The sequence below is a fragment of the Sphingobium sp. JAI105 genome, from assembly GCF_015752145.1.
Lineage (GTDB): Bacteria > Pseudomonadota > Alphaproteobacteria > Sphingomonadales > Sphingomonadaceae > Sphingobium > Sphingobium xenophagum.
This window is the reverse complement of sequence record NZ_JADOUC010000001.1, coordinates 755717-778364: the sequence shown is the minus strand read 5'-3', so window position 1 is coordinate 778364 and position 22648 is coordinate 755717. Positions and strand designations below refer to the sequence as shown.

Here is a 22648-nt window from a genome sequence, read left to right as displayed (position 1 = left end):
TGACGCATCATAACAGCCCGGTTTGTCATAGGACAGCGGGGTCATGATGATGTCGCCTCATGCTGGCCAAAGCCGTCCGGGCCGTCCGGTGGCCTTTGCCGTATCCAGCGGCTGGCGATCAGCTTGATCCCCGATTGCACCGGCAGCCCGGCATGTTCGCTCATCGGGTCGGGGCGTCCATCGGGCAGGATGTTGGCGAAGAGCAGTCCATCGCCCTTTCGACCGCGATGGGAGAGCGGAAGGCGGGTGAAGTGGGTTTGTCCGCCAGTATAATCGTCGTTGAGATAGACCAGAAGGGTCAGGCTGCGCTGGTTGGAAAGGCCCGGCACGGCGTCCAGATGGACGCGATATTGCTGGCCGGGGCGATAGCGCAGGACTTGCAGCGTTTCGCCCTGTTCGACCGTGGTGCCGCTGGCGGCGGCGAGGCGGCGGTTGATGGCGTGAATGGCGGGCCATTCGGACACGATGGGAAATCCCGCCGCGTCGGAATCGCGCACAGGATCGGCGACGAAGCGCTTTTGCCCTTCATGAAAGATCAGCGCCGGGCGTAGCCTGCGGTCGGACAGGCTGGCGAGCAGGTCACATTCCGATGGCGTGAGCAGGCCGGGCAGGGCGTGGATCATCGGGCTGTCGGACAATGGTTCAGGTGTCGGCCAGGCGAGCGGATCGCCATGGGCGTCGATCGCCATTGCCGCAATCAGGGCGCGTTGCCCGGCCGCGATCGGGTCGCGATCCGCCCAGTCGTCGAGCATCGTCAGCGCCCCGGCCCAGTCGCGTGCGCCACCCATGCCGGAAGCCAAGAAGCCCGCGAGAATCCGCGCCGCGCCGATGCTGTTGGCGGCGGCGAGATCCACCCGTGCCGCGGCCAGGTCACGCGGCAACCATCGCCCCTCGACCCGCCAGAGCGCCCGCATCGCCAGCGCATCGCCATCGCCGCGCGCACAAGCCGCATCGATCAGCCCATGCGCCGACGCACTGTCGCCACGCTGAAGCAGCGCCAGCGCTTCGGCCACGATCGTCGCCATCAGCGCTTGCGCGTCAGCTCCCGCATGGCCGCCTCGATGCCCTCGATCGTCAGCGGATACATGCGGTCGTTCATCAATTCGCGGATCAGGCGGATAGACTGGTTATAGCCCCAATGCGCTTCGGCCGTGGGGTTGAGCCATACGGTCGCGGGATAGGTATGGGCGACCCGTTGCAGCCAGACCGCGCCCGCCTCTTCGTTCATATGTTCGACCGATCCACCCGGATGGCTGACCTCGTAGGGGCTCATCGTCGCGTCGCCGACGAAGATCACCTTATAGTCATGGCCATATTTGTGGAGAATGTCCCAGGTCGGGGTACGTTCGGCGAAGCGGCGGCGATTATCCTTCCACACGCCTTCATACAGGCAGTTATGGAAGTAGAAAAATTCCATATTCTTGAATTCGCTGGTCGCGGCGGAGAAAAGTTCCTCACACAGCCTGACGAACGGGTCCATCGATCCGCCGACGTCCAGAAACAGCAGCAGCTTGACCGCATTATGCCGTTCGGGCCGCATCCTGATGTCGAGCCAGCCCTGCCGCGCGGTGCCGCGGATGGTTTCATCCAGGTCCAGTTCCTCCGCCGATCCTTCGCGCGCGAAACGGCGCAGGCGGCGCAGCGCGACCTTGATATTGCGGGTGCCCAGCTCCTTTGTGTTGTCGAGATTGGCGAAGTCGCGCTTTTCCCACACCTTGATCGCGCGCTTGTGCCGGCTCGTCCCGCCGATGCGGACGCCTTCAGGATTATAGCCGCCATTGCCGAAGGGGGAGGTGCCGCCGGTGCCGATCCATTTATTGCCGCCCTGATGCCGCCCCTGCTGTTCCTCAAGCCGTTTCTTGAGCGTCTCCATGATCTCGTCCCAGTCGCCCAGCGACTTGATCTTCTCCATCTCTTCGGGGCTGAGATATTTTTCCGCGACCAGTCGCAGCCATTCTTCCGGTATTTCCGCCTCTACGCCCGAACTGCCGAGCACGCCCTTGAACACTTGACCAAATACCTGATCGAAGCGGTCGAGCAGCCCTTCATCCTTCACATAGGTTGCGCGGGCGAGATAATAGAAATCCTCCGGCCGCCGTTCGATGACGTCGCGGTCCAGCGCTTCCAGCAGCAGCAGATGCTCCTTGATGCTGGCGGGGATGCCGGCGGCGCGGAGCGCATCGAGAAAATTGAGCAGCATGGCCGCCTTTGTCGGGCAGCGCGGCGCATGATGCAAGTGGCCGGACTCAGCGCTTGTCGGAATATTAAGTGTTGCAGTGCATGGTTAATGTGTCACTATCCAGTCATCGGGAAATTTGGGGCCTACGCTTGGAAAACAGGGACTTGCTGGCTGATCTTGGGGAACGGTCAGGCGACATCGCGTTGCAATGCAGCGAAACTGCGGGCTTTCTGAGCGAGTTGAACCTGCGGATACAGCAGGACTCAGCGAGGCTGTCCGATTTGCACGCTAATATGGATACGCTGGCCGCCAGCCAGAATGAAAGTGTCGCAGCCGCGCAGGAATTGAGCCTGACCGCGCGTCGGGCGGGGCGGATCATCGCTGAGGGACATGCGGCCATCACATTGTCGCTCGGCGAGGTGGCGGGGCTGGTCGAGCATGTCACGGGGCTGGAGGGGCATTTGCGCCAGTTCCTGTCGGTGATCGAGGCGGTGGGCGATATTTCTGACGAGCTGGGGACGATCGCGCGGCAGACGCGGCTGTTGGGCATCAATGCCGCGATCGAGGCGGCGCGCGGCGGGGAGGCGACGCAGGGCTTTGCCGTGGTGGCGGACGAAATCCGGCGGCTGGCGGGGCAGGCGGGCGAATCGGCGGCATCGGTCGGCGACAAGCTGGGCCTGCTGGATCGCGATGCCCGGCGGCTGATCGGCGGGGTGGAGGCCAATATCGTGCGCGGGCGCGATGTCGGCACGCATATCGACCGGCTGCGGATGAGCATGGCGGAGATTGCATCGCTGGTGACGCAATTTGCCGAACGGTCCGATGCGATCGTGACCTGCACCGACGAGGCGGACAGCGACGTGGCAGCATTGCGGCAGGGATTGGCGCTGTTCAGCCAGTCGGCAAGCGAAAGCGCGACGCGGGTGGAAGTGGCGCGCGGGCAACTGGAAGGGCTGGAGGGCATGGCCAACGCCATGCTCGATACCGCTGCCCATGGGCCAGGGCGGACCCGCAACAGCCGCTATATCGCGCTGGCGGAGGAAGGCGCTGATGAGGTGATGGCGGTGATCCGGCAGGGGATTGCGGACAATCAGCTGAGCCGGGGCGACCTGTTCGACACCGATTATCGCCGGATCGAGGGGACTGAACCGGCGCAATATCAGACCCGCTTCACCGCCTTTGCCGACGCGCTGCTGCGTCCGACGCTGGACAGGCGCACGGGCGAGGACAGCGCGATCGTGGGGTGCTGCCTGATCGACATGAACGGCTATCTGCCCACCCATATCAGCACCCGCAGCCAGCCGCAGCGGCCCGGCGATCCGCGCTGGAACATGGAACATGCGCGCAACCGCCAGATGTTCATGGACAGCCAGACCCGGCGGGCGCTGGACGGGGAGGGGGATTTTTTCCTGTTCACCTATCGCCAGGATCTGGGCGAGGGTCGCTATCGCGCGCTGCGAAGCGTGTTCGTGCCGCTGGTTTTCGAAGGGCGGCGATGGGGCCTGTATGAGGTTGGCTATCTGATCTGACGGCCCGAATAGGGACATTTGCGGATGGAGCGGGTGGCGGCGCAGGGATAAGCAGGAAGGCAATTGTCCAACGCCCTTGCCTGCCGGAGTTTCGCCCATGAAAACCATTCTGCTGCATATCCATGAGGATAGCGCCCAGAATAGCCGGATGGAGGTGGCGCTGGATATTGCCCGTGCGACCGGCGCGCATGTTCGCTGCCTTCAGGTTACGCCGGTGATCGATTATGTGTCGGCGGACATGTATGGCGGCAGCTATGTGCTGCCCCAAGACATCGACAATATCCGCATTGCCGAGGCGCAGGAAAAGGAAAAGATCGAAGCGCGTATCCAGCGCGAGGGCGTGGCGTGGGACTGGCGGCACAGCGATGGCGACGTCGTGCAATGCATCCTGTCGGCTTCCCGGCTGGTCGATGCGATCATCGTGACCCTGCCGGGGCCGGGCCGCCGGGGGATCGGCGATCCGTTGCCGATCGTCGCCGACCTGGCAATCAGCAGCCGCGCGCCCATCCTGGCCGTGCCCAAGGGGTGCAAGGCTTTTGCCTGTCAGGGTCGGGCGATGGTGGCATGGGATGGATCGCACGAGGCCGCCGTGGCCCTGTGCGCCGCGCGGCCATTGCTGGCGCTGGTGAGCGAGGTGCATGTCGTGACCGTCGAGGAAAAGGCCAAGCGCGATTTTCCGCCGATCGACGCCAGCGAATATCTTTCGCGCCATGGCATCGCGTCGGAAATCCACGAATGGCCGCGCAAGGGCCGGACGGTCGAGGAGGCTCTGGCCGCCGCCGCCGACGAACTGCGCGTCGACTGGATCACGATGGGTGCCTTTGGCCATAGCCGCCTGCGCGAAACCATATTCGGCGGCGTCACCCGCTATCTGCTGGGCGAAGCGCGGGTTCCGCTCTTGCTGGCGCACTGATTTCGCGTCAGTGATGGGCAATGGCGATCAACGATGTCGATCCGCGCGATGATGCGCATAGCCTGGAACAGGCGTTGCTGGGGTCGATCCTGGCGACGGTGCCCGACGCCCTGATCGTCATCGACGCGCGCGGGCGCATCATGTCGTTCAGCCCGGCGGCGCAGCGCATGTTCCAGTATGGCGAAGCCGAAGTGCTGGGCGAGAATGTGTCGATGCTGATGCCATCGCCCGATCGCGAGCGGCATGACGGCTATTTGGATCATTATCGCGAGACCGGGGAAAAGAAGATCATCGGCATCGGTCGCCTGACCACGGCGCGGCGGCGGGATGGATCGACCTTTCCCATCGAACTGGCGGTCGGCGAGGTTAGCGATCAGGGTATGCGATTGTTCACCGGCTTCATCCGCGACCTGACCGAGAGGCAGAAAACCGAACGGCGGGTACAGGATTTGCAGGCCGAACTCAGCCATGCGTCGCGCGTGACCGCAATGGGGACGCTGGCCGCGGCGCTGGCGCATGAACTCAACCAGCCGCTGACGGCAATCGCCAATTATATGGAGGCAGGGCGCGACCTGCTGGCGCAGGAAGGCGCGATCGACCGGACCTTGCTGGGCGAAGCGATGGACGAGGCCGCGACGCAGGCGCTGCGCGCCGGGGAGATCATCCGGTCGCTGCGCGAATTCATTCGCCGGGGCGAAGCGGACCGCCAGCCCGAAACCGTATCGACCCTGTTGTCGGAAGGGGTGGCGCTGGCCTTTATCGGCATCAACAGCCGGGGCATCGATATGGACATCGCCGTCGATCCCCGTGTAGGCCGCATCATGGCCAACCGGGTGCAGGTGCAGCAGGTGATCACGAATCTCGTCCGTAACGCGGTGGAAGCGATGGAGGGGCGTCCGATGCGCATTCTCCATCTGTCGGCCGCGCCTGACGATGATGGCCGGGTGGAGATTGTCCTCGCGGATAGCGGCCCCGGCCTTGATCCGGCGGTCGAACGATCGCTCTTCACCCCGTTCAGCACCACCAAGCCGACGGGCATGGGCGTCGGGCTGTCGATCAGCCGCACCATCGTGGAAGGCCATGGCGGCCGCATCTGGGCGACGCGATCGCGCTGGGGCGGTGTCGCCTTTCATTTCACCTTGGACGCCGCGGATTGACGCCATGACCCAACCCCTCATCTATGTCGTCGATGATGACGAGGCGATCCGCCGATCGCTCAGCTTCATGCTCAAGACCAGCGGCTTTGTTGTGCAGAGCTTTTCAGGCGGCATCCCGTTCCTGAAGGAAGCCGCCGGGCTGGAACAGGGCTGCGTCCTGCTGGACGTGCGGATGCCGGACATGGACGGACTGGAGGTGCAGCGCGAACTGCGCGCGCGGGGCGTCCTGTTGCCCGTCATCATCATGACCGGCCATGGCGATGTCGGCATGGCGGTGGCCGCGATGAAGGCGGGCGCGACCGACTTTATCGAAAAGCCGTTCGAGAAGGCGGCTCTTCTGGACGCCATCGCCGCCGCCAATGCGCAGGTTGCCGCCCACCGCGATGCCGGCGCGCGGCGCGAGGATGCGCAGGCGCGTCTCAACATCCTGACCGATCGCGAACGCGAGGTGCTGAACGGTCTGGTCGAAGGACTGCCCAACAAGTCGATCGCCTATGATCTGGGCATTTCGCCGCGGACGGTGGAAATCCATCGCGCCAATCTGATGCAGAAGCTGGACGTGCGCAGCCTGTCCGAAGCGCTGCGCATCGCGTTCCAGGCCGGGATGCAATGATGCCCGATCAGGGACATTACGGATAGGCTGATGCCCGCCGCTGCGTCAGGCAGCGATCATGATGATGCATTTTGATCTGGCGCAAACCGCGCCCGCCGCCTCCGCCCCGGTTCCGTGCCAGGACGCCAGCTTCTGCCAGCGATGCGACGTGCGTGCGCGCGCGATTTGCGGCACGCTGGAGGAGGATGATCGCGCCGCGCTCAATCGGCTTGGCCGGCGGGTGACGGTGCAGGCCGGGCAGACGGTGATGTGGGAAGGGGACGATGCCACCATCGTCGCCAACGTCATCGAAGGCACGCTCAAATTGTCGGCCTCCACCGGCGATGGACGCGAACAGATTGTCGGCGTGGTCTATCCGTCCGATTTCATCGGTCGCCCCTTTGGCCGCAGCACCCCCCATAGCGTGACCGCGCTGACCGACGCGCGCCTCTGCCTGTTCACGCGGGGTGCGTTCGACGGCTTTGCCCGCACCCATCCCGAACTTGGCCACCGCCTGCTGCAACGCACGCTGGACGATCTGGACCGGGCGCGCGCCTGGATGCTGCTGCTGGGCCGGAAGAATGCGCGGGAAAAGATCGCGACCTTCCTGCTCGATATGTCGCACCGGCTGGCGGGGGAGGGCGCCGGGCCGCTCGACAGCTTCGCGCTGCCCCTGTCGCGCCAGCAGGTCGCCGATGTGCTGGGCCTGACGATCGAGACGGTCAGCCGCCAGATGACCGACATGAAGCGGGCGAAAATCATCGACCTGCCGAACCGCCGCACCGTCGAAATACTGGATCGCGACCAGTTGTCCTGCCTCGCCGAAGCGGCCTGACCGGCACATATCGGCCCGGATAGGGACATTCACCTACAGACCCCGATGCCCCCTTTTGACAGAGGACAAGGACAGTCGATGTCCGCCCGTGCAGGCGATTTCGACGAACATATCTCCTGGGGGATAAGCATGGAACAATTGGTCATGAAGGCGGGCGGGTGGTTCGCGCTGGCCCTGCTCGCGGCCGCTGCGGCGGTCATGGCGGCGGACAGCGGTTTTGCCGTCCATATGACGATCGTGGCGGCGACCGGACTGCTGCTCGCGGCGCTCACCCTGAAACGCGCCGACTATGGTGCGATCATCCGCGGCGCGCTCAAGATGCCCGATCGGGGGCGTTATGATGACGACATGATCCGCTGGGGCGTCATTGCGACGATATTCTGGGGTCTGACCGGTTTTCTCGCCGGTCTCTACATCGCGCTCCAGCTGGCCTTTCCCGCGCTGAACCTGGGGATTGAATATACCAGTTTCGGGCGATTGCGGCCGCTGCATACCTCGGCAGTCATCTTTGCCTTTGGCGGCAACGCGCTGATCGCGACCAGCTTCTATGTCGTGCAGCGCACCTGCCGGGCGCGGCTCGCCTTTCCCACCATGGCCCGCTTCGTTTTCTGGGGATACCAGATGTTCATCGTGCTGGCCGCCACCGGCTATCTGATGGGCATTACCGAGGGCAAGGAATATGCCGAGCCGGAATGGTATGTCGACCTGTGGCTGACGGTCGTGTGGGTCTGTTACCTGCTGGTGTTCGGTGGGACGATCCTGAAGCGGTCCGAACCGCATATCTATGTCGCCAACTGGTTCTACCTGTCCTTCATCATCACCATCGCGATGCTGCACATCGTCAATAATCTGTCGATGCCGGTCAGCCTGCTGGGGTCCAAAAGCTATGCCGCCTTTGCGGGCGTGCAGGATGCGCTGACCCAATGGTGGTACGGCCATAATGCGGTCGGCTTCTTCCTGACCGCCGGCTTTCTGGCGATGATGTATTATTTCGTTCCCAAACAGGCCGAACGCCCGGTCTATAGCTATCGCCTGTCGATCATCCACTTCTGGTCGCTGATCTTCCTCTATATCTGGGCGGGGCCGCACCATCTGCATTACACCGCGCTGCCCGACTGGGCGCAGACGCTGGGCATGGTCTTTTCGATCATGCTGTGGATGCCCAGCTGGGGCGGGATGATCAACGGCCTGATGACGCTGAACGGCGCATGGGACAAGATCCGCACCGACCCGATCATCCGCATGATGGTGATGGCGCTCGCCTTCTACGGCATGTCGACCTTCGAAGGCCCGATGATGTCGATCAAGGCGGTCAACAGCCTGTCCCATTATACCGACTGGACGATCGGCCATGTGCACAGCGGCGCGCTGGGCTGGAACGGCATGATTACCTTTGCCTGCCTCTATTATATGGCGCCGCGCCTGTGGGGCCGGGGGCGCCTCTATTCGCTGCGCATGGTCAACTGGCACTTCTGGTTGGCGACGGTCGGCATCGTCCTCTACGCCGCGGCGATGTGGACGGCGGGCATCATGCAGGGGCTGATGTGGCGCGAATATGGGAGCGACGGCTACCTCGTCTACGCCTTCTCCGAAGTCGTGAAGGCCATGTTCCCGATGTACCTGATCCGCGCGGCCGGCGGCCTGCTCTATCTGGCTGGCGCGATCATCATGGCGGTCAATATCGGCCTGACCATCGCAGGTCGCCAGCGCGAGGAAAAACCGATGCGCGACGCTGCCTTCGATCCCGCCGCCGACCGTCCCCTCCAGCCGCACGCCGCGTGACGGAGAAACCGACATGGAAACCAAGACCAAAAGCAAATTTTTCGATCATGGCAGGCTGGAACGCAACGTATCCCTGCTGGGCATCGCTGCGCTGATCGTCGTTGCCATCGGCGGCATCGTGGAGATCGCGCCGCTGTTCTGGATCGACTCCACGATCGAGAAGGTGGAGGGGATGCGCCCCTACACCCCGCTGGAGCTGGCCGGGCGCAACATCTACATCCGCGAAGGCTGCTACAACTGCCATAGCCAGATGATCCGCCCGTTCCGTGACGAGGTGGAACGCTATGGCCATTACAGCCTGGCGGCGGAAAGCATGTATGATCATCCCTTCCAGTGGGGGTCCAAGCGGACCGGGCCGGATCTGGCGCGGGTGGGCGGACGCTATTCGGACGAATGGCATGTCCAGCATCTGAAAGACCCGCGCGCGGTGGTGCCGGAATCGATCATGCCGACCTATCCCTTCCTGGCCGAACGCGACCTGAAGGCCGGTGACATGAGCGGCGACCTGACCGCCCTGGCGCGCGTCGGCGTCCCCTATGACAAGGACGCCATCGCCGCCGCCAATGACGATCTGAAAGCGCAGGCCGATCCCAGCGCCGACAGCACGGCGCTGGCGAAGCGCTATCCCAAGGCGCAGGTGCGCGATTTCGACGGTGATCCGAACAGGCTGACCGAAATGGATGCGCTGGTCGCCTATCTCCAGATGATCGGCACGCTGGTCGATACCAAGGCCGCCGCCGCGCAGGAGACGGTGCGATGAGCTATGACGCGATGCGCCATTTCGCCGACAGCTGGGGCCTGGTTTTCATGGGCCTCTCCTACCTGATCCTCATCGGCTGGCATTTCCGGCCCGGCGCGCGCCGCCGCAGCGGCGATGCCGCCACTATGATCTTCACCGACAGCGACACCAAGGGGGGCGACCATGGCTGACCCGACCAAGAGCAAGATCGACCAACATAGCGGCACCCCGACGATGGGGCATGAATGGGACGGGATCGAGGAACTGGATACGCCGCTGCCGCGCTGGTGGCTGTGGACCTTCTACGCCTGCATCCTGTTTTCGCTGGGCTATGTCATCGCCTATCCGGCCTGGCCGCTGGTGAACAGCTATACCAAGGGGATGCTGGGCTGGTCCAGCCGTGGCGATCTGGCGCGCGACATGGCGGCGCAGGCGGCGAAGGTCGCGCCGATCCACCGCGCTATCGCGGCGACGCCGATCGACCAGTTGCCGGCCAATGCCGCGCTGATGCAGGCGGCGGTCGATGGCGGGCGCGCGGCGTTCAAGGTCCATTGCGTGCAATGTCATGGATCGGGCGCTGCCGGATCGAAGGGCTATCCCAACCTGAATGACGACGACTGGCTGTGGGGTGGCGATCTGGTCACCATCGAAAAGACGATCATCGATGGCATCCGCAATCCCGATCATGCCGAAACCCGCATGTCGATCATGCCCGCATTCGGCCGTGACCAGTTGTTGCAGGCGGCGCAGGTCGAAGATCTTGTGGCGCATGTCCGCACGATCAGCGGCCAGCAGAAGCCGGATGCCGCGTCCCGGCGGGGCGGGCAGCTTTTCGCAGACAATTGCGCCGTCTGCCACGGCCCGGCAGGCAAGGGCAATCGCGAGCTAGGCGCGCCCAATCTGACTGATGGCATATGGCTGTATGGCGGCGACGCGGAGAGCATCCACCAGACGGTGTGGAACAGCCGCCAGGGCGTGATGCCGCGCTGGGGCGACAAGCTGGACCCGGCGACGGTGCGGATGCTGGCTGCCTATGTCCACAGCCTGGGTGGGGGCGAGGCTGCGCCGGTGCCGGTGCCGACGGTGGCGGCTGCGGTGGACAACGGCGCGGCGGAGGCGACGAGCGATGTGCGGCAATAGCCTGCCAGCGCAAGGGTTGGTGGATGGCAGGCGTCAGGTGCGCCTGCCATGACCGCCGCTCCCCTGTCCCTCTATGCCAAGCGCAAGGGCGTTTATCCCAAGGCGATCGACGGCTTTTACCGTCGCCTCAAATGGGTGGTCATGGCGGTCACGCTCGCCATCTACTGGATAACGCCCTGGCTGCGCTGGGATCGCGGCCCCTATGCGCCCGATCAGGCCGTGCTGGTCGATCTCGCCCATCGTCGCTTCTACATGTTCGCGATCGAGATTTGGCCGCATGAATTCTATTATGTCGCCGGACTGCTGGTCATGGCCGGGGTCGGCCTGTTCCTGGTCACGTCCGCAGTCGGGCGCGCCTGGTGCGGCTACGCCTGCCCGCAGACGGTGTGGACGGACCTCTACCAGCATGTCGAACGCTTCATCGACGGCGACCGCAATGCCCAGATCCGCCTGGACAAGGCGCCCTGGAGCGCGGGCAAGATCGCTCGCCGGGTCGCCAAATGGAGCATATGGCTGCTCATCGCCTTTGGCACCGGGGGCGCGTGGATTTTCTATTTCGCCGACGCGCCGACGTTGCAGCAACAGTTCTGGAGCGGGACCGCTGCGCCTGTTGCCTATGCAACGGTCGCCGTCCTGACCGCGACCACTTTCATCCTGGGCGGCTTCATGCGCGAACAGGTGTGCATCTATATGTGCCCCTGGCCGCGCATCCAGACCGCGATGCTCGATGAAAAGTCGCTGGTCGTCACCTATAAATATTGGCGCGGGGAGCAGCGGGGGAGCCTGAAAAAATCGCTGGCGCAGCCCGACGCCTTTGGGGATTGCATCGATTGCGACCAGTGCGTCGCCGTCTGCCCCACCGGCATCGACATTCGTGAAGGGCCGCAGATCGGCTGCATCACCTGTGCGCTGTGCGTCGATGCCTGCGACAAGGTGATGGCGCAGGTGGGGCGTCCGCGCGGCCTGATCGACTATTGCACCGAGGATGACGCCACTGCGGAAAAGGCAGGCCGAGCGCCACGCCCCGTCATCCGTTCGCTGCTCCATGTCCGCACGCTCGTCTATCTGACGCTGTGGAGCGCAGTTGGCGTCGCCATGCTGTTTGCGTTGGGCACTCGCACCCGGATCGACATCAGTGCGCAGCAGGATCGTAATCCCATCGCGATGCGCCTGTCCGACGGCACGGTCCGCAATGCTTTCACCGTCAAGCTGCGGAACATGGAATCGCGGCCACGGCCCATGCGTATATCGGCAGAAGGGCTGGCCGGGGTCAGCCTGTGGACCGACCGGGATGGCCGGGCCGATGCGCGGGCGGCGATCGACACGATCGTCCCGTCCGACAGCGTGGCGAAATTGCGCATCTTCCTGGCCGCGCCAGCGGAGGGGCCACAGCGCGAGGATTTCGCCTTCACTGTCCGCGCCACCGACCGCGAAGGCGGCACAGCCAGCGAACCCGCCCATTTTGAAAGGTTGCAATGATGCCCGGCTTTCACCTGACCGGCCGCCATGTCGCGGCGATTTTCGTGGCCTTCTTTGCCGTGGTGATTGCGGTGAATGTCCTGATGGCGAGCTATGCCGTGGGCGGTTTTGGCGGCACGGTGGTCGACAATAGCTATGTCGCCAGCCAACGCTTCAACGGCTGGCTGGCGCAGGCGCGGCAACAGGATGCGCTTGGCTGGCAACAGGAAACACGGCTGGACGCTGCCCGCCATGTGATCCTGAAGCTGGTCGGGCCGCGATCACAGTCTATGACGGTAACCGCGACGGCGGAGCATCCGCTGGGGCGCGCGCCCGACTTGGATTTGCGCATCGAGCGGCAGGCCGATGGCGAGTGGCGGGCGGCGCAGCCGTTGCCCGCCGGGCGGTGGATCATCCACTGGACAGTCAGGGCCGACGGGCACGAGATTCGCGTTGTGGAAAGGCATGGATGATGGCGAGCCTGCCCGTCACCCTGACGCCCGATCCCATCGCACCGGATGCTGCCCATAGCCTGTTCGCTGTGCCGGACATGCATTGCGCAGGCTGCATCGCCAAGGTCGAGCGCGGGCTGACGGCGCTGCCGGGCATTCATGCCGCGCGGGTCAATTATTCGGCCAGGCGCGTCGCCATCACCCATGATCCGGCGCTGACCCTGCCGGACCTGCGCGCGGCGATTGCGGGCATAGGTTTTGCCGCCGAGCCGCTGGCCGATCCGACGATCGCGGTGGAGAATGCGCAGGACAAGCGGCTGTTGCGCGCGCTGGCCGTCGCTGGCTTTGCATCGATGAACATCATGCTGCTGTCGGTATCGATCTGGTCCGGGGCGGTGGGCGCGACCCGTGAGCTGTTCCACTGGCTGTCCGCCCTGATCGCGCTGCCGACGGTCGCCTATGCCGGGCAGCCATTCTTCCGTTCCGCCTTTGCCGCGCTGCGGGTCGGGCGCACCAATATGGACGTGCCGATCAGCATCGGGGTGCTGCTGGCCACGGGCATGAGCCTCTATGAGACGATTACCGGCGGCACCCATGCCTGGTTCGACGGCGCGGTGATGCTGCTGACTTTCCTGCTGGCTGGACGATGCCTGGACGCGATGATGCGGGGGCGGGCGCGGGACGGCGTCGCCGCCCTGCTGCGCCAGACCGCGCCGGGCGCCTATGTGATCGAGGCCGGTCAGCGCCGCTGGGTCGAAGCGCGCGCGCTGGTGCCGGGGATGATGATGCAGGTTGCCGCAGGCGAACGCTTTGCGGCCGATGGCGAAATTCGGGAGGGGAAAAGCAGCGTCGATCTGGCTTTCCTGACGGGTGAGAGCCGTCCGGTGGCGGTCGGCGTCGGTGATGGCGTTCATGCAGGCGCGCTCAATATGGACGGGCCGCTCAGCGTGGTCGTAAGGGCGGCGGGCGCGGATACGCTGATCGCCGACATAGCGCGGATGATGGATGCAGCCGGGCAGGGCAAGTCACGCTATGTGCGGATTGCCGACCGGGCGGCGCGGCTTTACGCGCCTGCCGTCCATCTGCTTGCTGCCCTGTCGTTCGCAGGCTGGATGATCGCTGGCGCTGGCGTGCATCAGGCGCTGCTGATCGCGACCGCCGTGCTGCTGATCACCTGTCCCTGCGCCCTTGGCCTGGCGGTGCCCGCCGCGCAGGTGGTCGCGTGCGGCGCGCTGATGCGGCGCGGCATATTGGTGAAGGACGGGTCTGCGCTGGAGCGGCTGGCCGAGGCGGACCGCGCGATGTTCGACAAGACCGGTACGTTGACGCTGGGGCGGCCAATGCCCGAAAATCTCGATGCGTTGCCTGCCGATGTGCGGCCAGTGGTGCTGGCGCTGGCCCGCGCCAGCCGCCATCCGCTGAGCGCCGCTCTGGCCGAGGCGCTGCAACGGGAAGGCGTCATGGCGGCCACGCTGTCCGACCTGCGCGAGGAGGCTGGCGTTGGCGTCAGCGGCTTGTGGCAGGGGAGGCCGGTATCGCTTGCCCGACCGGCCAATGCGGGCAACTGGACCAGCCTGTCGACCGAATATCGGGATGGCGATTGCCATATTCTCCTGACCTTTGCCGACATGCTGCGTCCCGATGCCGCGGCGACGGCGGCGGCGCTTCGCACCCTTGGCCTCGATCCCATCATAGCGAGCGGCGACCGGCCGCAGGCGCTGCATGAAGTGGCGATGGCGACGGGGATGCTGGCGACCGGCCATATGAGCCCGCAGGCCAAGCTGGCGATGATCGAGCGGCTCAAGGCGCAGGGGCATCGCGTCCTGATGGTCGGGGATGGCCTGAATGACGGGCCTGCGCTGGCGGCGGGCCATGTCAGCCTGGCGCCTTCATCGGCCAGCGACGCCAGCCAACTGGCGGCCGATGTCGTGTTCCTGGGCGACAGCCTGTCATCGGTTGCGGTTGCCGTCCGTGCAGCGCGGCGGACGCTGGCGATCGTGCGTCAGAATTTCATGCTGGCCGTGGGTTATAATCTTCTGGCGGTGCCGCTGGCGATCACCGGGCTTGTCACGCCCTTGGTCGCGGCGCTGGCCATGTCCGGTTCGTCGTTGATCGTCATTGCCAATGCGCTGCGTTTGCGGCGGGCGGCACGATGATCGGCCTTGCCCTCCTCATTCCCATTGCCCTTTCGCTGGGGCTGGTCGGGCTTGGCGCCTTCTTCTGGGCGTTGAAGGCGGGGCAGTTCGATGATCCTGACGGCGCTGCGCTGCGCATATTGAACGATGATGACTGACGGCGCGCGCGATCCTGATTAAGCGCTATTGCGCCAGCAGGTTCAGCGCGCGGGTCATGAGCGCCACGAAGCGGGGTTCATCGACGCGCGCGGCGCTGTCATTCCAGCTGGCGGCGATGGCGAACCACCGGCCATCGCGCGCCTGCACCAGAAAATTCATGGCGATGACGCCCGGTTCTGATCCGCCCTTGTAGCCCAGATAGCGCCAGCGTTTGCCATCGGCAGGCGCAATGCCGGGATTGACCGCCATGATCGGCAGGGCATCGCCGCCATTGCGCCGTAGCCAGTCGAGCAACCGGACCATGTCGCGCGGCGTGGCGAACCATTCGATGCTGTCGATGGCGGTGGGAATGTCCGCAACCGTGCCGATGTCGACCGCGCCCGCCGTCAGTTGCGCGGCGTTGGCAGTGATGATCGCACGGCGCTGGTCCGGCGTCGCTGCGGCATAGTTGCGCGCGAGATCGGCATGGGCGGGCATTTTGAGCGCGAACGCTTCCGCCGTCGTCAGCAGGGGCAGCGTCGCGTCCGGGCGGGCATGGCCGCTGGTTGCGACCATGGCATCGACCCGCGTGCGCCCCAGCGCCAGCAACAGCGTATCGGCCGCGCTATTATCGCTTTCCGCGATCATCGCCAGCGCCAGACTGTGCAGCGTCATCGGCGCGCCATCGGGCGTCGTCAATAGCCGCCCTGAAAAGCTTTTGTGCGACAGCGGGATGACGTCGCTCCAGCGTCGCTCGCCTGCTGCCACGGCGCGGGCGAGTTCCGCCAATATATAAAGTTTGAAGGATGATCCCGTCGCCATCAGCGTATCGGCGTGCTGCTCGTGCAGCCAGGCTGGGCCTGCATCGCCCAGTTGCGCTATCGAAAGCGCGGCCTAGCCGGGGAGGGCAGCGATGCCGGCCATAACCCGGTCCATATCGTCATCCGTCCGCCGCGTGCCGACCAGTTGCAGGCCAACCACCCGGTTGGGCGCCTGGGGGGCGACTACCAGCGTAAAGCCGATCGTCGCCCGCTCATAACGGATTTCCACCACGCCTGTCGTCGGGCTTTCGACCTGCACTGCGCCGCGCGCCAGCGGCTTGCCATATTGCTTGCGCAGATCGGCGGCCAATGCGCGCCATTGCGCGACCGGGACGGCGTCCAGAAACAGGGTGGAGAAATAGGTGTCCTCGCCGCCCGGCGCGGACAGGATCGACAATAGCTGGTCGGCCCTGGCCTGATAGGTCGCGTCCCTGGCTGCGCCAACGGTCGGCCACAGCGCCAGCCCCAGCAAGGCAAGCGCCGCGACAAGCATCTTCATGCGTCGATCGCTTCTTCGTCCACCGCCGCTGCATTTTCCTGAATGAAGGCGAAGCGGTGCGCCGGATTGGTCCCCATCAGCCGGTCGACCAGATCGCGCACGCTGGCGCGGTCCTCGACATCGGCGGGGAGGGTGATGCGGATCAGGCTGCGGGTGGCGGGGTCCATCGTGGTCTCGCGCAGCTGCATCGGGTTCATTTCGCCCAGCCCTTTGAAGCGGCTGACCTCGACCTTCTTGCCCTTGAACTCCTTGCGCAACAGTTCCTCGCGATGCGCGTCATCCTTGGCATAGAGGCTCTTGCCGCCCGCCACGATCCGGTAGAGCGGCGGCTGCGCGAGATAGAGATGCCCGCGCCGCACCAGTTCCGGCATCTCCTGAAAGAAGAAGGTCATCAGCAGCGTTGCGATGTGCGCGCCGTCGACGTCGGCGTCGGTCATGATGACGATGCGCTCATAGCGCAGATTGTCGGGGTTGCAGTCCTTGCGCGTGCCGCAGCCCAGCGCCAGGATCATGTCGGCAATTTCCTGATTGGCCAGGATCTTGGCAGTATTGGCGGATGCGACGTTCAATATCTTGCCGCGCAGGGGCAGGATCGCCTGCGTCTTGCGGTCGCGCGCCTGCTTGGCCGAGCCGCCCGCCGAATCGCCTTCGACCAGGAAAATCTCGGTTCCTTCGGGATTGTCGGTCGAACAGTCGGTCAGTTTGCCGGGCAGGCGCAGTTTGCGCGCGCTCGTCGCGGTCTTGCGCTTGACGTCCTTTTCCTGCTTGCGCCGCAGCCGATCGTCCATCCGGTCGATGACATAGGCGAGCAGCGCCTTGCCGCGATCCATATGATCGGTGAGGAAATGGTCGAAATGGTCGCGCACCGCATTTTCCACCAGTCGCGCCGCATCCGGGCTGGTCAGGCGGTCCTTGGTCTGGCTTTGAAATTGCGGTTCGCGGATGAATACCGACAGCATGATTTCCGATGACGTCATGATGTCGTCGGCGGTGATGTCCTTCGCCTTTTTCTGACCGACCAGATCGCCAAAGGCGCGGATGCCCTTGACCAAAGCGGTGCGCAACCCCGCTTCATGCGTGCCGCCATCAGGCGTGGGGATGGTGTTGCAGTACCAGCTATAGCTGCCATCGGACCAGAGCGGCCAGGCGACGGCCCATTCGACCCGGCCAGCAATGCCGGGAAAATCCTGGTTGCCGGTGAAAAACACACTGGTCGCGCATTCGCGATTGCCGACCTGTTCCTTCAGATGATCGGCAAGGCCGCCGGGAAACTGGAACACGGCTTCTGCTGGCGTATCGTCGCTGATGAGCGAAGGATCGCATTTCCAGCGTATCTCGACACCCGCGAACAGATAGGCCTTTGACCGGGCGAGGCGATAGAGGCGCGCCGGCTTGAACTTCTGCTCGCCGAAAATGGCCGTGTCCGGCGTGAAGCTGACGGACGTGCCGCGCCGGTTGGGGGCAGCGCCCACCTTTTCCAGCGGGCCAAGCGGTAATCCCTGCGAGAAGCTCTGGCGGAACAATTCCTTGTTGCGGGCGACCTCCACCACGGTTTCGGTCGACAACGCGTTGACGACGCTGGCCCCCACGCCATGCAAGCCGCCCGACGTGGCATAGGCCTTGCCCTCAAACTTGCCGCCCGAATGGAGCGTCGTCATGATGACTTCCAGCGCCGACTTGCCGGGAAATTTCGGATGCTCGTCGATCGGCATGCCACGGCCATTGTCTATGATGGTCAGGCGGTTGCCCGCCTCCAGCGTCACCTCGATCCGCGTGGCATGACCCGCCACCGCTTCGTCCATGCTGTTGTCCAGCACTTCGGACGCGAGATGGTGCAGCGCGCGCTCGTCCGTGCCGCCGATATACATGCCAGGGCGACGACGGACTGGTTCCAGTCCTTCGAGCACTTCAATGGCGGAGGCATCATAGCCGGAGGAGGATGTGGGCTGGGCGGCGAACAGGTCATCGGACATGATTGCAAGCTATAGGCAGGCGCGCGATCCGCGCAAGCACTGTGCTGAAATGGCAACAGCAACAAAATGTTGCATTGCGATGTGAAACAAAAGCGCCGTTCGATCCGTTAGCGGAGCGCAGTTGGGTTTCGATACCCGATCAGGCGAGGAGATTTTTTCAATGTTTTTCAACCGTATCGCGCCGCTTGGCGCCACCCTGGCGCTCGCTCTGGCGGCGGCCCCCGCCTTCGCACAGGATAGCGGCCCGGTCGATTGGACTGGCCCTTATGTGGGTGGGTCGTTCGGCTATAATTTCCAGAAGAGCGACGGCGCAGAGCATCTGCGCTTCGATACCAATGCCGACGGCAGCTACAATGACACGGTGACCACCATCACCGGCGCCAATGCCTTTTCGCCCGGCACTTGCGGCGGCGCAGCGCGCGGCCCCACCCCGGCGTCGGGTTGCGACGATGACAAGGATGCGATCGGCTGGATGGGCCATGTCGGTTATGACATGCAGTTCGGCGGCATCGTCGCCGGTGTCGTCGCCGAAGCGGGCAAGGCCTATATCAGCGACAGCGTGACCGAATATTCGACCACCCCGGCCTTCTACACCATGACGCGGCGGATCGACTGGAACGGCAATCTGCGCGCGCGCCTGGGCTACACCACGCCCAGCGGCATCATGCCCTACATCACTGGCGGTCTTGCCTATGCCAAGGTCAAGAACAGCTTTAGCACCAGCAATGGCGCGAACAGCTTTACCTCGGTCAATGCCAAGGAAGACGCATGGGGCTGGACCATGGGTGGCGGCCTCGAAGCGAAAGTGTCCGACAATTTCTCGATCGGCGCGCGCTATCTGTGGACCCGCTATAATGTCGACGATTATCGCGTCGATGTCGGTGCGGGGACTGCGCCTGCCACCAATCCGTTCCTGATCACCCCGTCGGGCGGCACGAGCATGAACCGTGGCGACAAGTTCGACACGCAGAGCGTGATGGTGACCACCAGCTTCCGCTTCTGATAGATGGCATGAAAAAGGGGCCGGTTCCTACGCAGGAACCGGCCCCTTTTTTTGTATCCGGGTCAGATGGTCAACGCACCCTGGGGCCGCCGAAAGGCAGCGGCGGGGGCGGGCGGCGGGTGCCGCGCGGCAGTTGCGCCTGATAGGCGCGGCCGCAATGTTCGACGCAATAGGGGAAGCCGGGGTTCACCTGCTCGCCACAGAAATGGAAGTCGGGCTCGCCCGGATGCCCCATCGGCCATTTGCAGATCCGCTCGGTGAGGTCGAGCAACGACGTCTTGCCCGCGATTTCCGCACTGGGCTTGGCCGGGACCAGGCGACGGGGCGGCGCGGGCGGGATCGGCGCCTGCTGATCGCCCGGACCCTGACGCAGGAAACCGCCCGGCCCGACCGACACGATGCGCGGTTGCGGCTTGGCGGCTGCGTCTTCAGCGACGGGCACTGGCGCAGGCGCGGCAGGCGCTGCGGCAGGCGTGAAGGCGCGGACTGGGGCAGGAGCTTCGGCCACCGGCGCGGGCGCAACCGGGCGCGGCGCGGCCTCTGCTTCGACCGCCGGAGCGGGGCTGGCTGGCTTGCGCGGCGGCGCGGGAGCCTTTTTGGGCGCATCATTGGCCTTGACCGGCGAAGGACGCGATTGCAGGCCCAGGCGATGGGCCTTGCCGATCACCGCATTACGGCTGACGCCGCCCAATTCCTCGGCAATCTGGCTGGCGGTCAGGCCGCGTTCCCACATACCCTTGAGCTGGTCGATACGCTCGTCGGTCCAGGACAATGAAACACTCCTCAAAATATCTGGCTGCGCCCCTATATGGGGAGCCGGTGCGCAGGTTCAAATCCGTGAACAGCGCCCTTGCAGCAAATCCTCTCAGCCGATAGTCGATCCATCCATGAACGACCAGCCCAAAATTAGCCCGACCGCGCCCGCCACGCCGCCATTCCCCGAACCGGGGGTGCCGGTGATTCGCAACATCAACTGGGCGGGCAGCTGGGCGCTCTATCTGAAGGAAGTGCGCCGCTTCATGAAGGTGCAGCTTCAGACGGTGTGGGGACCGGCCATCACCACCCTGCTGTTCCTGGTCATCTTCATCGTCGCGCTGGGCGGCAGCGGTCGCACCGTGATGCTGCGCGGGCAGGCGGTGCCGTTCGCCGATTTCGTCGCACCCGGCCTGATCATCATGGGCATGATCAACGCCTGCTTCGCCAATGCCAGCTTTCCGCTGATGGTGGGCAAGGTGCAGGGAACGCTGGTCGATTATCTGATGCCGCCTATTTCCGTGGGTGAATTGCTGGGCGCACTGGTGGCGTCATCGGTCACGCGCGCGCTGTTCGTGGGGTCCGCGCTGTGGGCGGCCATGGCGCTGTGGCCCGGTGTCCATGTCACCCCCGCGCATCTGTGGGCGGTGCTGTGGTTCGCCCTGATCGGCACCAGCTTCATCGCCTTTCTGGGCGTGCTGACGTCCATTTGGGCCGACAAGTTCGATCATAACGCCGCGGTCACCAACTTCGTTATCGGTCCGCTGGCGCTGCTGTCGGGCACTTTCTACTCGATCGACCGGCTGCCGCCCTTTTTTCAGGGGATCAGCCACGCCAACCCGTTCTTCTATATCATTTCAGGCTTCCGCTATGGCTTCGTAGCGGCGGCCGATACCAACATCGTGGTGGGCAGCAGCGTATTGCTGGCGCTCAATATCGGGCTTGGCACGCTCTGCTACACGCTGTTGAAGCGCGGCTGGAAGATCAAGGCGTAACGGTCAGGAAAAGGCGGCGAAGATCGGCATGAGCGCGCTGAGGACGATGAGCATCACGATCGCCAGCAGCCAGTGATGCCAGCGGGGCAGGGCGTCATCGCGATGTTCCTCGTCCCAGGGCCACATCAGCGGTTCGATCCGCCAATCCGGGTGCGCGCCTGGCCAGTCTCGATCATCGCAACCTGCATAAAATCATCATCACCCGCAGCAAGATCGTTGCCCTAGCATGCGCCGGGGCGTTGCAAAAGCATCTGCGGGGCCGCCTGCGTTCAGGCGATGGTTACATTTCTCTGCCACAGCGGCTGCGATACCGCTTTGCAGCAAGAAAGATTGATGATGAAGATCGCCATAGTGTTCGGCACCCGCCCCGAAGCGATCAAGATGTTTCCGGTGATCCACGCCCTGCGCGCGCGGCCCGGCGTGGAAACCCGCGTCATCGTGACGGCCCAGCATCGCGGCCTGCTGGATCAGGTGCTGGAGATTGCCGGGATCGTGCCGGACGTCGACCTTGACGTCATGGTCCCGAACCAGACGCTCGACGGGCTGACCGCCAAGCTGATCGTCGAACTGGGCAAGGCGTTCGACGCCGAAAAGCCTGATCGCATCGTCGTCCATGGCGACACGCTGACCACCATGGTCGCGAGCCTGGCGGCCTATTATCGCAAGATCCCCGTTGCCCATGTCGAGGCGGGACTGCGCAGCGGCGACATCCACCACCCCTGGCCCGAAGAGGTGAACCGCCGCGTCGTCGCCTGCATCGCGGACATGAATTTCGCGCCGACGCAGGCGGCTGCCGATGCGTTGTTGCGCGAAAGCCGGGACGCAGCGGGTATCCACATTACCGGCAATACCGTGATCGACGCGTTGCTCGCGACGCGCGACCGGGTGCTGGCCGATCCCACGCTTGCCAGCGGTCTTGATGATCTTGCCGCGCGTTTCGCTGGCAAGCGGATCATCGCCGTCACCAGCCACAGGCGCGAAAATTTCGGTGGCGGCATGGAGGCGATCGCCCGATCCATCGCCGACATCGCGGCGCGGCCTGACGTGGCTGTTATCTTTCCGGTTCATCCCAACCCCAATGTCCGCCCGATCATGGACGCAGTGCTGGGCGGCCTGCCCAATGTCGCGATGATCGAGCCGCTTGATTATCCGCATTTCGTGCGGCTGCTTGATCTCTGCACCCTCGTCCTGACCGATAGCGGCGGCGTGCAGGAAGAAGCGCCCTCGCTCGGCAAGCCGGTTCTGGTGATGCGGGAAACGACCGAGCGGCCAGAAGGCGTGGAGGCCGGGACGGCCAAGCTGGTCGGGACCGACCGCGCGCTGATCGTGCGTGAAGTGCTGGCGTTGCTGGATGATGAGGCCGCCTATGATGCCATGGCGCGGGCGCATAATCCGTTCGGTGATGGCCATGCGGCGGAGCGGATTGCCGGCGTTATCGCGGGATAGAGCGTCATAATTTCCTCTACCGCAGGGGAGAGGCAACGAGACTAGGCAGCTTGCTGCCTTAGTCGCAGTGGTGAGGGCGTCCGCCCTGACGTTGGCGCACTGCCCCCTC

General features: G+C 64.5%; 23 protein-coding genes. 16 read left to right on the top strand and 7 right to left on the bottom strand.

Translation table 11 applies throughout. The annotated features are described in order from the left end of the window. Positions 1-41 precede the first annotated feature (41 nt). Together IWY39_RS03620 and IWY39_RS03615 are read right to left on the bottom strand one after the other, a co-directional pair. Positions 42-1025, bottom strand: a complete 984-nt coding sequence (locus tag IWY39_RS03620; protein ID WP_107124663.1) for a 2OG-Fe(II) oxygenase — start codon at positions 1023-1025, stop codon at positions 42-44. Further along, on the bottom strand, positions 1025-2200 hold the full coding sequence (locus tag IWY39_RS03615) for a vWA domain-containing protein (RefSeq protein WP_107124705.1): 1176 nt from the start codon (positions 2198-2200) through the stop codon (positions 1025-1027). The genes IWY39_RS03620 and IWY39_RS03615 overlap by 1 nt, the downstream gene beginning before the upstream one ends. 143 nt (positions 2201-2343) lie before the next feature. Here IWY39_RS03615 and IWY39_RS03610 point away from each other — a divergent pair, with 143 nt between their 5' ends. From IWY39_RS03610 to ccoS, 13 genes are all read left to right on the top strand, one after another. Continuing rightward, entirely contained in the window at positions 2344-3708 is a 1365-nt protein-coding gene (locus tag IWY39_RS03610) for a methyl-accepting chemotaxis protein (protein ID WP_181316726.1), read from the top strand. 97 nt (positions 3709-3805) lie between these two features. Then, complete coding sequence (locus tag IWY39_RS03605; protein ID WP_107124661.1) at positions 3806-4621, top strand: universal stress protein; 816 nt, start codon at positions 3806-3808, stop codon at positions 4619-4621. A gap of 20 nt (positions 4622-4641) precedes the next feature. Next, positions 4642-5778, top strand: a complete 1137-nt coding sequence (locus IWY39_RS03600) for a sensor histidine kinase (protein ID WP_107124660.1) — start codon at positions 4642-4644, stop codon at positions 5776-5778. Between the two features lie 4 nt (positions 5779-5782). Further along, positions 5783-6391, top strand: a complete 609-nt coding sequence (gene fixJ, locus IWY39_RS03595) for a response regulator FixJ (RefSeq protein WP_107124659.1) — start codon at positions 5783-5785, stop codon at positions 6389-6391. 58 nt (positions 6392-6449) lie between these two features. After that, positions 6450-7205 carry a Crp/Fnr family transcriptional regulator gene (locus tag IWY39_RS03590; protein WP_107124658.1) on the top strand — a complete coding sequence of 252 codons (756 nt, stop codon included), beginning with the start codon at positions 6450-6452 and terminating at the stop codon, positions 7203-7205. 129 nt (positions 7206-7334) lie between these two features. After that, positions 7335-8987 carry a cytochrome-c oxidase, cbb3-type subunit I gene (gene ccoN, locus IWY39_RS03585; protein ID WP_107124704.1) on the top strand — a complete coding sequence of 551 codons (1653 nt, stop codon included), beginning with the start codon at positions 7335-7337 and terminating at the stop codon, positions 8985-8987. 13 nt (positions 8988-9000) lie between these two features. Beyond that, the gene (gene ccoO, locus IWY39_RS03580; protein ID WP_107124657.1) at positions 9001-9747 is read left to right on the top strand and encodes a cytochrome-c oxidase, cbb3-type subunit II; all 747 of its coding nucleotides are present in this window, start codon (positions 9001-9003) and stop codon (positions 9745-9747) included. Then, positions 9744-9917, top strand: a complete 174-nt coding sequence (locus IWY39_RS03575; protein WP_017182345.1) for a cbb3-type cytochrome c oxidase subunit 3 — start codon at positions 9744-9746, stop codon at positions 9915-9917. Before ccoO ends, IWY39_RS03575 begins: the two co-directional genes overlap by 4 nt. Beyond that, positions 9910-10866: a cytochrome-c oxidase, cbb3-type subunit III gene (ccoP, locus tag IWY39_RS03570; protein ID WP_107124656.1), complete on the top strand. Its 957-nt coding sequence runs from the start codon at positions 9910-9912 to the stop codon at positions 10864-10866. The genes IWY39_RS03575 and ccoP overlap by 8 nt, the downstream gene beginning before the upstream one ends. Before the next feature lie 48 nt (positions 10867-10914). After that, a complete protein-coding gene (ccoG, locus tag IWY39_RS03565) occupies positions 10915-12345 on the top strand; it encodes a cytochrome c oxidase accessory protein CcoG (protein ID WP_107124655.1) in 1431 nt (476 codons plus the stop codon). Further along, a complete protein-coding gene (locus tag IWY39_RS03560; protein WP_107124654.1) occupies positions 12342-12797 on the top strand; it encodes a FixH family protein in 456 nt (151 codons plus the stop codon). Before ccoG ends, IWY39_RS03560 begins: the two co-directional genes overlap by 4 nt. Next, positions 12797-14932, top strand: a complete 2136-nt coding sequence (locus IWY39_RS03555) for a heavy metal translocating P-type ATPase (protein WP_107124703.1) — start codon at positions 12797-12799, stop codon at positions 14930-14932. The genes IWY39_RS03560 and IWY39_RS03555 overlap by 1 nt, the downstream gene beginning before the upstream one ends. Beyond that, positions 14929-15069 (top strand): cbb3-type cytochrome oxidase assembly protein CcoS, encoded by a 141-nt coding sequence (gene ccoS / locus IWY39_RS03550; RefSeq protein ID WP_017182340.1) that lies wholly within the window; start codon positions 14929-14931, stop codon positions 15067-15069. Before IWY39_RS03555 ends, ccoS begins: the two co-directional genes overlap by 4 nt. A gap of 25 nt (positions 15070-15094) precedes the next feature. Here ccoS and IWY39_RS23985 read toward each other — a convergent pair whose 3' ends face one another. From IWY39_RS23985 to parE, 3 genes are read right to left on the bottom strand one after another with little or no spacing between them, the layout of a single operon-like run. Beyond that, positions 15095-15898: a serine hydrolase gene (locus IWY39_RS23985; RefSeq protein WP_331274482.1), complete on the bottom strand. Its 804-nt coding sequence runs from the start codon at positions 15896-15898 to the stop codon at positions 15095-15097. Positions 15899-15943: 45 nt separating this feature from the next. Continuing rightward, on the bottom strand, positions 15944-16369 hold the full coding sequence (locus IWY39_RS23980) for a hypothetical protein (protein WP_231377489.1): 426 nt from the start codon (positions 16367-16369) through the stop codon (positions 15944-15946). After that, positions 16366-18342, bottom strand: coding sequence for a DNA topoisomerase IV subunit B (gene parE / locus IWY39_RS03540; RefSeq protein ID WP_107124652.1), 1977 nt, complete (start codon positions 18340-18342; stop codon positions 16366-16368). The genes IWY39_RS23980 and parE overlap by 4 nt, the downstream gene beginning before the upstream one ends. A 160-nt stretch (positions 18343-18502) precedes the next feature. Between parE and IWY39_RS03535 the strand changes: the two genes are divergently transcribed. After that, a complete protein-coding gene (locus tag IWY39_RS03535; RefSeq protein WP_017182337.1) occupies positions 18503-19345 on the top strand; it encodes an outer membrane protein in 843 nt (280 codons plus the stop codon). 70 nt (positions 19346-19415) lie between these two features. Here the strand turns inward: IWY39_RS03535 and IWY39_RS03530 are convergent, their stop codons facing one another. Next, positions 19416-20117 (bottom strand): GcrA family cell cycle regulator, encoded by a 702-nt coding sequence (locus tag IWY39_RS03530; RefSeq protein WP_107124651.1) that lies wholly within the window; start codon positions 20115-20117, stop codon positions 19416-19418. Between the two features lie 115 nt (positions 20118-20232). Between IWY39_RS03530 and IWY39_RS03525 the strand changes: the two genes are divergently transcribed. Then, a complete protein-coding gene (locus IWY39_RS03525) occupies positions 20233-21093 on the top strand; it encodes an ABC transporter permease (protein ID WP_017182335.1) in 861 nt (286 codons plus the stop codon). A 3-nt stretch (positions 21094-21096) separates the two neighbouring features. On the opposite strand, the gene IWY39_RS24295 is transcribed toward IWY39_RS03525, so the two are convergent. Next, positions 21097-21219: a hypothetical protein gene (locus IWY39_RS24295; protein ID WP_261376051.1), complete on the bottom strand. Its 123-nt coding sequence runs from the start codon at positions 21217-21219 to the stop codon at positions 21097-21099. Between the two features lie 210 nt (positions 21220-21429). Between IWY39_RS24295 and wecB the strand changes: the two genes are divergently transcribed. Beyond that, a complete protein-coding gene (gene wecB, locus IWY39_RS03520; protein ID WP_107124702.1) occupies positions 21430-22539 on the top strand; it encodes a non-hydrolyzing UDP-N-acetylglucosamine 2-epimerase in 1110 nt (369 codons plus the stop codon). Positions 22540-22648: the final 109 nt, after the last annotated feature.

Bases quoted from the DNA above. Each gene is read 5' to 3' on its own strand.
- ccoP (WP_107124656.1), top strand. From the start codon at position 9,910: ATGGCTGACCCGACCAAGAGCAAGATCGACCAACATAGCGGCACCCCG.
- ccoN (WP_107124704.1), top strand. From the start codon at position 7,335: ATGGAACAATTGGTCATGAAGGCGGGCGGGTGGTTCGCGCTGGCCCTG.
- ccoS (WP_017182340.1), top strand. From the start codon at position 14,929: ATGATCGGCCTTGCCCTCCTCATTCCCATTGCCCTTTCGCTGGGGCTG.
- IWY39_RS03615 (WP_107124705.1), bottom strand. From the start codon at position 2,200: ATGCTGCTCAATTTTCTCGATGCGCTCCGCGCCGCCGGCATCCCCGCC.
- IWY39_RS03575 (WP_017182345.1), top strand. From the start codon at position 9,744: ATGAGCTATGACGCGATGCGCCATTTCGCCGACAGCTGGGGCCTGGTT.
- parE (WP_107124652.1), bottom strand. From the start codon at position 18,342: ATGTCCGATGACCTGTTCGCCGCCCAGCCCACATCCTCCTCCGGCTAT.
- IWY39_RS24295 (WP_261376051.1), bottom strand. From the start codon at position 21,219: ATGTGGCCCTGGGACGAGGAACATCGCGATGACGCCCTGCCCCGCTGG.
- ccoG (WP_107124655.1), top strand. From the start codon at position 10,915: ATGACCGCCGCTCCCCTGTCCCTCTATGCCAAGCGCAAGGGCGTTTAT.
- IWY39_RS23980 (WP_231377489.1), bottom strand. From the start codon at position 16,369: ATGAAGATGCTTGTCGCGGCGCTTGCCTTGCTGGGGCTGGCGCTGTGG.
- fixJ (WP_107124659.1), top strand. From the start codon at position 5,783: ATGACCCAACCCCTCATCTATGTCGTCGATGATGACGAGGCGATCCGC.
- IWY39_RS03620 (WP_107124663.1), bottom strand. From the start codon at position 1,025: ATGGCGACGATCGTGGCCGAAGCGCTGGCGCTGCTTCAGCGTGGCGAC.
- IWY39_RS03600 (WP_107124660.1), top strand. From the start codon at position 4,642: ATGGCGATCAACGATGTCGATCCGCGCGATGATGCGCATAGCCTGGAA.
- IWY39_RS03535 (WP_017182337.1), top strand. From the start codon at position 18,503: ATGTTTTTCAACCGTATCGCGCCGCTTGGCGCCACCCTGGCGCTCGCT.
- IWY39_RS03555 (WP_107124703.1), top strand. From the start codon at position 12,797: ATGGCGAGCCTGCCCGTCACCCTGACGCCCGATCCCATCGCACCGGAT.
- wecB (WP_107124702.1), top strand. From the start codon at position 21,430: ATGAAGATCGCCATAGTGTTCGGCACCCGCCCCGAAGCGATCAAGATG.
- IWY39_RS03525 (WP_017182335.1), top strand. From the start codon at position 20,233: ATGAACGACCAGCCCAAAATTAGCCCGACCGCGCCCGCCACGCCGCCA.
- IWY39_RS03590 (WP_107124658.1), top strand. From the start codon at position 6,450: ATGATGATGCATTTTGATCTGGCGCAAACCGCGCCCGCCGCCTCCGCC.
- ccoO (WP_107124657.1), top strand. From the start codon at position 9,001: ATGGAAACCAAGACCAAAAGCAAATTTTTCGATCATGGCAGGCTGGAA.
- IWY39_RS03605 (WP_107124661.1), top strand. From the start codon at position 3,806: ATGAAAACCATTCTGCTGCATATCCATGAGGATAGCGCCCAGAATAGC.
- IWY39_RS03560 (WP_107124654.1), top strand. From the start codon at position 12,342: ATGATGCCCGGCTTTCACCTGACCGGCCGCCATGTCGCGGCGATTTTC.